General features: G+C 63.5%; 9 protein-coding genes and 1 rRNA gene. 3 read left to right on the top strand and 7 right to left on the bottom strand.

The window, feature by feature from the left end:
* A 5S ribosomal RNA gene (gene rrf, locus ACVOMB_RS10180) occupies positions 1-112 on the top strand; the annotation flags it as partial.
* A 251-nt stretch (positions 113-363) separates the two neighbouring features.
* Here rrf and ACVOMB_RS10175 read toward each other — a convergent pair.
* From ACVOMB_RS10175 to ACVOMB_RS10165, 3 genes are all read right to left on the bottom strand, one after another.
* Complete coding sequence (locus tag ACVOMB_RS10175; RefSeq protein ID WP_481531053.1) at positions 364-1,188, bottom strand: IS3 family transposase; 825 nt, start codon at positions 1,186-1,188, stop codon at positions 364-366.
* Positions 1,188-1,502, bottom strand: coding sequence for a DUF1153 domain-containing protein (locus tag ACVOMB_RS10170; RefSeq protein WP_017158377.1), 315 nt, complete (start codon positions 1,500-1,502; stop codon positions 1,188-1,190). The genes ACVOMB_RS10175 and ACVOMB_RS10170 overlap by 1 nt, the downstream gene beginning before the upstream one ends.
* Before the next feature lie 234 nt (positions 1,503-1,736).
* A complete protein-coding gene (locus tag ACVOMB_RS10165) occupies positions 1,737-2,609 on the bottom strand; it encodes a methylglyoxal synthase (protein WP_481531052.1) in 873 nt (290 codons plus the stop codon).
* 55 nt (positions 2,610-2,664) lie between these two features.
* On the opposite strand from ACVOMB_RS10165, the gene ACVOMB_RS10160 reads away from it, so the two are divergent.
* A complete protein-coding gene (locus tag ACVOMB_RS10160) occupies positions 2,665-2,949 on the top strand; it encodes a hypothetical protein (protein ID WP_481531051.1) in 285 nt (94 codons plus the stop codon).
* Positions 2,950-3,122: 173 nt separating this feature from the next.
* On the opposite strand, the gene ACVOMB_RS10155 is transcribed toward ACVOMB_RS10160, so the two are convergent.
* From ACVOMB_RS10155 to ACVOMB_RS10140, 4 genes are all read right to left on the bottom strand, one after another.
* Positions 3,123-4,571 (bottom strand): FAD-dependent oxidoreductase, encoded by a 1,449-nt coding sequence (locus tag ACVOMB_RS10155; RefSeq protein WP_481531050.1) that lies wholly within the window; start codon positions 4,569-4,571, stop codon positions 3,123-3,125.
* Positions 4,572-4,705: 134 nt separating this feature from the next.
* On the bottom strand, positions 4,706-9,160 hold the full coding sequence (gltB, locus tag ACVOMB_RS10150) for a glutamate synthase large subunit (protein ID WP_481531049.1): 4,455 nt from the start codon (positions 9,158-9,160) through the stop codon (positions 4,706-4,708).
* Between the two features lie 294 nt (positions 9,161-9,454).
* Positions 9,455-9,841: an I78 family peptidase inhibitor gene (locus ACVOMB_RS10145; protein ID WP_481531048.1), complete on the bottom strand. Its 387-nt coding sequence runs from the start codon at positions 9,839-9,841 to the stop codon at positions 9,455-9,457.
* A gap of 217 nt (positions 9,842-10,058) precedes the next feature.
* The gene (locus ACVOMB_RS10140) at positions 10,059-10,379 is read right to left on the bottom strand and encodes a hypothetical protein (RefSeq protein ID WP_481531047.1); all 321 of its coding nucleotides are present in this window, start codon (positions 10,377-10,379) and stop codon (positions 10,059-10,061) included.
* A gap of 265 nt (positions 10,380-10,644) precedes the next feature.
* Between ACVOMB_RS10140 and ACVOMB_RS10135 the strand changes: the two genes are divergently transcribed.
* On the top strand, positions 10,645-11,760 hold the full coding sequence (locus ACVOMB_RS10135) for a saccharopine dehydrogenase family protein (protein WP_481531046.1): 1,116 nt from the start codon (positions 10,645-10,647) through the stop codon (positions 11,758-11,760).
* The last annotated feature ends 85 nt before the right edge of the window (positions 11,761-11,845 follow it).

Below are 11,845 nucleotides of genomic sequence, written 5' to 3'. Positions count from 1 at the left end.
GATGAAATTAGCGCTATGGAACCACCCGATCCCATCCCGAACTCGGAAGTGAAACGTAGCCGCGCCGATGGTAGTGCAGCCTAAGCTGTGCGAGAGTAGGTCATCGTCAGGATTTAAACCAAAAACCCCGCTGCCAAAAGCAGCGGGGTTTTTCTTTGCGCGAAACAGCGGCGCGCTTCTTTTTTTGTGGGAGCGGCGCTGGGTGGCCTAGGGCCATAAGCCGCGAAGCTCGTAGAAACAACGACGTGGAAAGGCTTAAACGAAGCCAAAAGCTGCCCTCATCCCAACCCTTCTCCCGCAGGCGGGAGAAGGGCTAAGGCAACAGCCAGAGCGACTGTAATGACCCACCGATTCCTGCTCAGGTCATGCAGTTAATGTAGCGGCATAGGCCGCGTCTGGGGTCATCATCTTCAGCGCCTGATGTGGCCGCTGTTGGTTGTAGAAGGCGATCCAGTCAGCGATCACCCGCAATGCATGTGTTTGGCTCTCAAAGCGATGCCGATGTACGCATTGCTCCTTCAAGGTCCGTATCACGCGTTCGACCATCCCATTCTGCTGTGGGCAGTGCGGGGTGATGAACTCCTGCTTCAAGCCGTAGCTGCGTACCAGTCGGGTGTAGTCGCGACTGGTGAAGACCAAGCCATTGTCGGAGCGAAGCAGGAAGGGCTCCCGCACTCGCCCCAGTGCGCCGTAGCGCGTGATCAGCGCCTGCTCCAGGGCAGCGGAGGCGGTGCTGGCCCGGCCGGTTCGCGACAGATGCCAGCCCAACAGTTGCCGGGTGTGGCAATCGATCACCAGCGCCAGGCTGAGCCAACCGTCCTTGCCGCCCCATACACGGCACAGGTCCGTGGCCCAGCGCTGATCCGGAAGTTCGGCGCGGGAGACTTTCGCCTCGATGCGTGGGCGTTGTCCCAGTGCCCGCTTGCGGACCTGCCAGCCTTTCAGTTGGAAGATCCGCTGCACCGTGTTCTTGTTCATACCAAGCAGCGCAGCGACCGTGCGATACCCGAACGACGGTTCTGCCTCGATCATCTCCTTGATTGGCTCGGCCAGCTCCGGCTTCACCTTGGCCGGCGCTCGGGAGGGCTTGTAGTACGTCGTACGGCGGGCCACCTCAAACCAGCGGCACAGCTTGGTCATCGGCACCGCGAAACCATCGTCCTTCAGGCCCTGCTGGACCGAGCGCATCAGCTCTCGTCCTTTCCCAGCAGGGAGGCTAGCTTTTTTCTCGCGCGGATCTCCAGCATCGCCTCGCCGTAGGCTTCCTGCAGGTCTTTGAGCTGGCGTTCGTACTGCTCGCGCACATCCTCAGGCTTGGCTCTCAGTGCGTTCTCCATGCCGCGCTTGCCGTCCTCGACCCAGCTTTCGATCTCGGCTGGGGTCAGGTCGAACTGACGGCTTGCAGCAGCTACCGTCGTCTTGCCCTGGATGATCTCAAGGACCAGCGCTGACTTGCGCCGGGCGGTCCAGCGCTTGATCTCTTCTTCCATCATTTCGCTCATCGGTGTCTCCTTTGGGAAAACTAACACCTGAGCAGGTTTTCAGTGGGTCATTACACGACGGCTACAGCCAAAGCCAAAGCCAAAGCCAAAGCCAAGGCCAAGGCCAAGGCCAAGGCCAAGGCCACAGCCAAAGCCAAAGCCAAAGCCAAGGCCAAAGCCAAAGCCAAAGCCAAAGCGTTGGATACTGCTGGAACTACGAGGAATGCCCCTGCCGAACATGGTTCGGCACTACAGTCAGGCTTTCTGGCGTATCTGCGCGGCAGTTGCCCAACGGGCAGCAATATTCGGTGCGGTGATGCACACCGCCTCATCAGTGACTGTGGTCACTGCACGCTCCAACAGCTGGATATCCGCTTCATGCTGGCGCGCTACATGCGGGTCTTCAAAGAAGATCGCGCGTTGGCAGCGGTGCTCAAGCACACGATCTGCAATCTGCGCATCGCCACCGAGCGGACCGCTCTGGAAACGGTGGATCCATTCCTGATCGCGTGGCCAGCCGCGGCTCCAGGCCATCTCGTTCAGGCGCTGACCGGTGGTGCCGGTACCGATGCGTTGCTCGAACTGCGACAACAGGTCGAAGTGCTCCGAGGCAAAGGCCAGCATCTGCGGCTTGCGCGCATCGTGGGCGATCAGCGCCAGGGTCTGTTTGCTGAAGGCGTGCAGATCATCGGCGTCCGGATCGGGAGCGAAGCCGGCGTGGATGCGCTCCATTTCAATCCAGTCGCGCGCGGTGGCTACCGTGGAGATGAAAGGCTTGCCGTGGATGACGCACTGGCGCTTGAGCGCGATGGCCTCGGGGAACACCGATGAAGGATCGACCGGGTCGATGAAGTAGATCGCGCCATCTAGGGTGCGCTCCGGGGTGCCCATGCCGACCACCTCGGCTACCAGCTTCATCAAGCCGCCTTCGCGGCCGTTGGGGTAGCGCTGAAGTGCGGGGTAGTTCTGCAGCGGATGGGTACTGGCAATGGCGTCGTAGGTGCGGCCAACGGCGTGCAACTCGACGCCAAGTTCGCGGATGCCGCTCTCGCTGGCGCGTAGCCAACGGAACAACGCGGCGTCGGCGCTTTCGTGATGGAGACGGTTTGCGGCCAGACCGATGCGCATTGCTGCTTCTCTTTGTGCGGAGTTTCTGAGTGTAGGGTAGCTGGGTGTCGGCTTGTTGTTGGTGTTGAAGCCAAAGCTAAAAGCCAAAGCTTCCCTCATCCGCCCTTCGGGCACCTTCTCCCGCATGCGGGAGAAGGGAATGCTGCGCTACCGGGTGCGCGGATGGTCCAAAGCCAACAGCCAACAGCCAAAGCCAAAGCCAAAGCCAAAGCCAAAGCCAACAGCCAAAGCCAAAGCCAAAGCCAAAGCCAAAGCCAACAGCCAGAGCCAGAGCCAGAGCCAGAGCCAGAGCCAGAGCCAACAGCCAAAGCTAACAGCCAAAGCTAACAGCCAAAGCTAACAGCCAGAGCCAACAGCCAGAGCCAACCGTCGAGGCGAGAGCCGAGGTAGGGAGCCGAAGCAGCCAGCCGAGGCCGCGAACCCATCGGTGTTCATACAAACAATGCCGAAATAGCCCCTCTCCCGTTTCAACGGGAGAGGGGTAGGGGTGAGGGCGCTCTTGGCGCGGTCCCGTTATGACCGCTTCAACAGTGCAACAATGCTCTCAGCAGCATCACGACCTTCAGCAACAGCCGTCACCACCAGGTCCGCGCCGCGCACCGCGTCACCGCCAGCAAACAGCTTTGCGTTGTGTGTCTGGAACGGCAGGCGCGTAGCACCACCAGCAATGATGCGGCCGTTGCTGCTGGCTTCCACGCCTTGCGACGAGAGCCAATCCGGCAAGGTTGGCGAGAAGCCAAAAGCAATAATCACCACATCCGCTTCCAGCAGCGACTCGCTGCCTTCAATTGCCACTGCATTGCGACGACCATTTGCATCCGGCGCACTCAACTCGGTTTCGACCACGGTCACGCCAATCACTTCATCGTCAGCACCGGCTTCAATTGCCAGCGGTTGGCGGTTGAACAGGAAACGCACACCTTCCTCGCGGGCGTTGGCAACTTCGCGTGCCGAGCCCGGCATATTGGCTTCATCACGACGATACGCGCAGGTCACCTTGGCCGCGCCCAGACGAATCGCGCTGCGTACGCAGTCCATGCCAGTGTCGCCGCCGCCGAGTACCACCACGCGCTTGCCGTTGAGGTCTGGCAACGCGATCTGGTCCTCCCAGCCAGCGATCGGCCGGCCCTGCGGATCGTTGCCGCTGACAATGCGACTGTTCTGCACCAGGAACGGCAGCGCCGGCAGCACGTTCTTCAGGTCCTGACCGATCAGGCCGCCGTCGGTGTAACGGTAGGCGCCGGTGCCGAGGAACACCGCGTCGTAATCGATCTGCAGCTGTTCGATGCTGATGTCGCGGCCGATCTCAACGCCCAAGCGGAACTGCACACCCATGCCTTCGAGGATCTCGCGGCGACGGTCGATCACGCTCTTGTCCAGCTTGAAGCTGGGAATGCCGAACTGCAGCAGGCCACCAATCTGTTCGTAGCGATCGAACACCACGGCTTGTACGCCGGCACGCGCCAGTCGATCAGCGCAGGCCAAACCTGCGGGGCCTGCACCAACGACTGCCACGCGCTTGTCGGTGCTCTCAACTGCATGCAGATCAGGCTTCCAACCGGTGGCCAGCGCGGTATCGACGATGTACTTCTCGACTGCGCCGATGGTGACCGCGCCGAACTCTTCCAGCGTGCAGCTGCCTTCGCACAGGCGATCCTGCGGGCAGACACGGCCGCAGACTTCCGGCAACGGGTTGGTTGAATGGCAGAGCGTCGCCGCTTCGTGGATGCGGTCTTCCTGCACCAATTGCAGCCATTGCGGGATGGCGTTGTGTACCGGACATTTCCAGCTGCAATACGGGTTACCGCAATCCAGGCAGCGCCCGGCCTGGTACTGCGCATCGCCCTTGTCGAATTTGCCGTAGAGCTCGCCCCAATCGCCGGACGTGCGCAATTCCACCGGAATGCGCTGCGGCATGGTGCGGGGCAGATCGAGGAACTGGAAGGCTTGCTTGCGGCTCATGGCGGACTCGTGATGTCTGGGGAGGAGCCCTTCTCCCGCAAGCGGGAGAAGGTGCCCCGAAGGGGCGGATGAGGGGCTTCGAAGCTGCCCTCACCCCAACCCCTCTCCCGCTGGCGGGAGAGGGGCTCAAGCCGTCAAGCGGCGCGACGCAGCGATTCGGCCAGCGACTCGATGCTGGCGGCCTTGGGTTTGACCAACCAGAACTTGCCGACGTAATCGCGGAACTCGTCGAGGATCTGCTGCGCCCAGATGCTGCCGGTCAACTCGCGGTGACGGCTGATCAAGGTGTGCAGATGCTGGCGATGGTTCTCGAAGCCTTCGGTCGAGATGCGGTGGATGTCGATCAGCTCGTGGTTGTAGCGGTCGACGAAATCGCGGTCGACGTCGAGCACATAGGCCAAGCCACCCGTGAAGCCGGCACCGAAGTTCAGGCCGACCTTGCCGAGCACCGCGACCACGCCATCGGTCATGTATTCGCAGCAATGGTCGCCTGCACCTTCAATCACGGCTAGCGCGCCGGAATTGCGCACGCCGAAGCGCTCGCCCGCGCGTCCTGCGGCAAACAGCTCGCCGCCGGTAGCGCCGTACAGGCAGGTGTTGCCGATGATGGCGGTGTTGCGTGCCTCGAAGCGGGCGCCGCGCGGTGGACGTACCACCAGGCGGCCGCCGGCCATGCCCTTGCCGACGTAGTCGTTGGCTTCGCCTTCCACTTCCAGATTCAAACCGCCAACGTTGAACGCGCCGAAGCTCTGCCCGGCAGTGCCGCGGAAGCGCAGGTTCAACGGCGCTTCGCTCATGCCATGGTTGCCGTGCGCGCGGGCGATGGTGCCGGACAGGCGTGTGCCTACGGAGCGGTCGGTGTTGTGGATCAGGAAGCGGTGCTCGCCGCCCTGCTTGTTGGCGATGGCGTCGGCGAGCAGGACATCCATTTGCGTAGCGAGGCTGTCGGGCGACTGGTACAGACGCTGTGCGGCGCAATGCTCACCTTCGTAGTGTGCAGGTGCGAGCAGGCGCGACAGATCAACCTTGACGCCTTCGCGCGGTGATACTTCTAGCTGCTCCAGCAGATCGGTGCGGCCGACGATTTCATCCAGCGAACGCACGCCCAGGTACGACAGCCACTGGCGCACCTCTTCGGCGAGCAGGCGGAAGAAGTTCTCCACGCGCTCTGGCATGCCGGTGAAGTAGCCGCTACGCAGGCGCTCATCCTGGGTGGCCACGCCGGTGGCGCAGTTGTTGAGATGGCAGATGCGCAGATACTTGCAGCCCAGCACGATCATCGGGCCGGTGCCGAAGCCGAAGCTGTCGGCGCCAAGCAGCGCGGCCTTGACCACGTCCAGGCCGGTCTTCAGGCCGCCATCGGTCTGCAGGATGGTGCGGCTGCGCAGGTCGTTGCCGACCAGTGCCTGATGCGATTCGGCCACGCCCAGTTCCCACGGCACGCCGGCATAACGGATCGAGCTGATCGGTGAGGCACCGGTGCCGCCGTCATGGCCGGACACGGTGATCAGATCGGCACCTGCTTTCACTACGCCCGCGGCAATGGTGCCGACGCCCGCATGCGAAACCAGCTTCACCGACACCAGCGCATCCGGATTGACCTGCTTCAAGTCGTAGATCAGCTGCGCCAGATCTTCGATCGAATAGATGTCGTGGTGTGGCGGCGGCGAGATCAGGCCGATGCCGGGCTTGGCGTAACGCAGGCGCGCGATCAGTTCGTTGACCTTGTGGCCAGGCAGCTGGCCACCTTCGCCGGGCTTGGCGCCCTGTGCGACCTTGATCTGCAGCACTTCGGCGTTGACCAGGTATTCGGCGGTGACACCGAAGCGGCCGGAGGCAACCTGCTTGATCTTGGAACGCTTCTCGGTGCCGTAGCGCGCGGGATCTTCGCCGCCTTCGCCGGAGTTGGAACGGCCGCCGAGGCGGTTCATCGCAATCGCCAGCGCTTCATGTGCTTCCGGCGACAACGCGCCCAGTGAAATCGCAGCGGTATCGAAGCGCTTGAACAGCGCCTCGGCCGGTTCCACTTGGTCCAGCGGCACCGGCGTTGCTGCCGGCTTGAGCTGCAGCAGATCGCGCAGCGCCGAGGTCGGGCGCGAATGCACCGCGTCCATGTACTTGCGCCAATCCGCAGCGTCGCCGGTACGCGAGGCACGCTGCAGCGTCATCACCACGTCCGGGTTGTACATGTGGTATTCGCCGCCATGCACGTACTTGAGCAGGCCGCCGACTTCCGGTTCGGCCAGGTCGTTCCAGGCACGCACGGTGAGTTCGCGGGCTTCGGTATCCAGGCGCGCCAGGCCAACGCCGCCGATGCGTGCGGCGGTATCCGGGAAGCACAGTTCAACTACGTCCGGATCGAGGCCGACGATTTCGAACAACTGCGCGCCGCGATAGCTGGCGACGGTACAGATGCCCATCTTCGAGATGATCTTGCTCAGCCCCTTGTAGATGCCCTTGCGATAGCTGCGGCCGATCTGTGAAACCTCACCGCCCTTCTTCAGCAGCAGGATGCCGCGCCGGCCCAGATCGAACAGCGTCTGGTAAGCCAGATACGGATACACCGCGGTCGCACCAAAGCCCAGCAAACAAGCCATATGGTGCGCATCGCGCGCGGTGCCGGTTTCCAGGATCAGATTGACATCGCAGCGCAGGCCAACCTTGGACAGATGGTGGTGCACGGCGCTGGTAGCCAGCAACGCATGCACCATCGGGCGGTCGGCGACCGGGTAACGGTCGGACAGCAACAGCATCACCACGCCATCGCGTGCAGCCTGTTCGCATTCGGCGCAGATGCGTTCGATGCCGGCTTTCAAGCCTTCCTCGACGCTGTAGGACAGGTCGATCAGGCGGTTGCGCTCGACGTACTGGTCCATCTTCAGCAGCTGCCGCAGCTTGCGCTGGCTCAGCACCGGCGAGTTGAGGATGACGTGGTTCACCGTCTCCGCACCGGCATGGAAGATGTTGGTCTCCTTGCCGAGCTGGGTGGTCAGCGACATCGCGCACTCTTCGCGCAGCGGATCGATCGGCGGATTGGTGACCTGGGCGAAGGCCTGGCGGAAGTAGTCGTACAGCGGCCGGGTATGGCGGCTGAGTACGGCGATCGGCGTGTCATCGCCCATCGAGCCGGTGGCTTCCTGGCCGGTTTCGGCCAGTGGCCGCAGCACCTGTTCGAGTTCTTCGGTGGTGAGCTGGAACAGCTTGTGGTAACTGCGCAGCGTCGCCTCGTCGAACGGTTCCTCGGCCAGGGAGGGATCGATCAGCTCGGTCTGCAGATAGGTCACGCCCTGGTGCAGCCACTGCTTGTAGGGCGCACGCGCACGGTTGATGCGGTCGATGGCTTCGGAATCGAGCAGGTCGCCACGCTTGAGGTCGATGGCCATCATCTGGCCCGGGCCGAGCTTGCCCTTGCGCACCACGCGTTCGGTTGGCACTTCCCACACGCCAGCTTCGGAAGCGACCAGGAAGTGGCGATCGGAGGTCAGCATCCAGCGCGCCGGGCGCAGGCCGTTGCGGTCCAGCGTGCAGGCGGCATAGCGGCCGTCGCAGGCGACGATGCCGGCCGGGCCGTCCCACGGCTCGCTGTTCAAACCATAGAACTCGTAGAACGCGGCCAGATCGGCGTCCTTGAATTCCAGCGACTGGGTTGCCGGCGGCACCAGGATGCGCAGCGCCTGGATCAACTCCATGCCGCCGGTCACCATCAGCTCCAGCATGTTGTCCATGCTTTGCGAATCGGAGCCATGCATCGAGATCACCGGGTCGAGCTCGGCGATGTCGAACTTCGGCGTCTTCCACACCTTGCTGCGCGCCTGCGCCCAGTGGCGGTTGCCTTCGATGGTGTTGATCTCGCCGTTGTGGGCGAGCATGCGGAATGGATGGGCCAGCGGCCAGCGCGGCATGGTGTTGGTGGAGAAGCGCTGGTGGAACACCACCACGCTCGATGCCAGTTCGTGGCGCTGCAGGTCCGGGAAGAAGGTGCTCAGCTTGTCTGGCAGCACCATGCCCTTGTAGCTGATGGACTCGGCACTGAGCGTGGTGACGTAGTAGTCGGCCACATCGCGCAGGGTCTGTTCGCTGCGACGGCGCGCCATGAACAGCGCCAGCGCGAATTGTTCGGCACTCTGGTCGATGTCGGCATCGACGAACACCTGTTCGATCTTCGGCAGCGTGTCGCGCGCCAACTGGCCACAGACGCTGTCATCGGTGGGCACTTCACGCCAGCCGCGCGGATGGCAGCCGGCCTTGCGCAGCTGTGCATCCAGTTCGGCGCGACATCGCTGCGCAGCGTCAGCATCGTGCGGCAGGAACACCACGCCAGCGGCGAAGTTGGGGCCGAGCGCGATGCCGGCTTCTTCGGCCAGCTGGCGCAGGAACACCGTGGGCTTGCGCAGCAGCAGGCCACAGCCGTCGCCGGTGAGGCCGTCGGCTGCGACACCACCGCGGTGGGTCATGCGTGACAGGGCGGCGATGGCGGTATCCACCAACAGGCGCGATGGCTGGTCGTCGAGCTGGGCGACCATGCCGAAACCACAGGCGTCGCGTTCGTCTTGCGGGTCGTAAAGCCCTTGCGGGGTGCGGACTGCCATCTGTGCCTCGATGCGATTCAGGTGAGCGGCGACACTCCTGCCCGCTCGCTGAGCACGTCATGCACATCAGATGGATCGCGTCGTGCCGTTGGGGTAAGACCCGACGTACGCCGTTGCGGCGTATACGCCCGACCCAAGCGCCCTCGCGCCCATCCAATGTACGCAACGTGCTCTACCTGGAGCGCACCTTGAGGTCACCGGATGGCTCGACTAAATCACAGTTGCTGCAACGCCGCAATACATCGTTGCGAGCGCAACCAAAGCCTTGCCCAGCAAGGCTTTGGCGATGCCAATTCAGCCGCAGCGCACGCCGCTGACTGTGCCCTTTTCATCCAGTTCGATGTTCAGGCGCTCACCGATGAACTCCATCGTGACCGGTTGGTTGGGCTTGAGCACGCGGACATCGCTGGCACCAGCATCTTCCTTGGCCTGGGCCTGCATGGCCTCGGTATAGGTCTGGCCGACCAGACCCTGCACCTGGCTGGCATCGCAGGCGCCCGGCGGCGGGGTGGCCTCAGCGGGCGCGGCGGCAGCTTGCGCGGCCTGCTGGGATTGGTTCAGTGCCTCATCCTGTTCTTCCGGGGCCGGCTTTGTGCAGGCGCTCACGGCCAGCAGCAGTGCAGCGGTGGCAATCAGGGCGGCGGGGCGGCGCAGGGCGCGCGGCGTCGACGGGAATTGCATCGGAACTCCAAGCTATTGAGGGACGACCCAAGCATATCGCCAAGTGAGGAAGTGTTGACGCTGCGTCGCACCACATTGCGCGATGCTATTGCGGAGCTTTGTCCTCTGGAAATGGTAAAGCGCCAGCTCCGCATTGGCGGGATTGCCACACGCCATTCCGCTGCTGTGCTGCTCAGCGGGTGTGTGGGCTGCATAGCGCGCCGCGCTACCTGCAGCCTCAACTACAACGCAGGGCGGTGATGTTGTTGTAACGGCCCACCTCGATGGTCAGGCGTTCACCACCACTGCTGGCTGGGGTAGCGCCGGCAGCGGTGGTGGCGCTACCGCGCACCACGTTCACCTGCAGGCTGTCGCTGTCCACCCGCGCACGCTCCACCGTTCCTGAAGCTGCTGCCAGGCCGACCGCGCCGCGCACCATGTCGGTATGGCATTGGCCGGAAATGACGCCATCGATGGGTTGAACCTGACTGACCTGGGCGGTACTACAGGCAGTGGCGGCGATGGCGCTGAAACTGGCGATGACCAGCATCCGATACATGGCGGACTCCAAAGCGGGGCGTGCATGCAGGGTGCTGCCGCAGGTGTAAGAGCGGGATGAAGAGCCCCGCCTGCAGCGCGTCTGCTCCCTCCCTTGCACGAAGTGCAGGGGAGGGGTGCTGTTCGCAGGAAAGCCATACAACGAGGACAAGCAACAGCCGAAGCCACCCCCTCCCAGCCTCCCCCTTGGCTGCGCCAAAGGGGAGGGGCCAAAGCAGCGCTTCTCTCGCTGATAATCCACCCAGCAATCAACGCAGGATGATCCGATGTCGCAGCAGGAAAGCTGTCGTGTTCTGGTGTTGGGCGGTTACGGACATTTCGGCGCGCGCATCGTGCGTGCACTGGCCATCACGCCGGGTATCAAGGTGATCGCTGCCGGCCGCAATCCAGCGCAGGCTGCAGCCAATCTGCCGGGCGTGGACCTGGCGACCATCGAACTGTGCAGGCTGGATACCGCTGCGCCTGATTTCGACGCAGAGCTTCGTAATACCGGCGCCGCACTGGTCATCCACACCGCAGGCCCTTTCCAAGGGCAGGGCTACGACGTTGCGCAGGCCTGCCTGCGTGCCGGCATGCACTACATAGATCTGGCCGACGGCCGCGACTTTGTCGCCGACTTCCCACAGCAGCTGCAGGCCTTGGCCGAGCGGACCCAGCGCAGCGCAATCAGCGGCGCGAGCACCTTGCCGGCGCTGTCCAGCGCCGTGGTGGATGCACTCGCACCGCAGTTCGATCAACTGCACAGCATCGACATGGTGATCGCACCGGCTCAGGCCACACCGTTGGGCATGGCGACGGTGCGCGCGGTGTTGTCGTATTGCGGCAGGCCGTTCGAGTGCTGGGTGGATGGCCGCTGGCAGACGCTGATCGGCTGGGCCGATCCGCAGCCGGTGCGCTTCGCCCGCATCGGTCCGCGACTGGCCTCGCCGTGCGATGTGCCCGACCACACGTTGTTGGTGCAGCGCTATCCGGGCGTAGCGACGGTGCGTTTCCGCGCGGCGCTGGAGTTGAAGTTCCTGTCGCGTTGCCTGGCGACGCTGGCCTGGCTGCGTCGGCATGGCCTGCCATTGCCGATGGAAACGCTGGCCGGCGTGTTTGCCCGTGCCGGGCGCTGGTTCGACCGCTTCGGTAGCGATCTTGGCGGCATGCGCATCACCCTGCGTGGCCAACGCGGCGGTCTGCAGCACACCGTGCATTGGGATCTGACCGCGCCAATGCTGCACGGCCCGGAGATCCCCACCCTCGCCGCCGTGCTGCTGGCGCGCCGCTTTGCCCGTGGCGAGGGATTGCCAGTCGGCGCCCATGCTTGTCTCGGCCTGCTCAGCCTGGCCGAGTTCGAAAGCGAGTTCGCACGCTGGCAGATCGATAGCGCGGTCAGCTGAATCATTCAGCCTAGCGGCGGTCAGGGTGCCATCCGGGCTATTGACTACAAATGTAGGCAGGCCTACCGTGGCGACAAATGTAGTC

This window comes from Stenotrophomonas sp. STEN018, from assembly GCF_056760235.1.
This window is presented reverse-complemented; position numbering and strand designations above follow the sequence as displayed.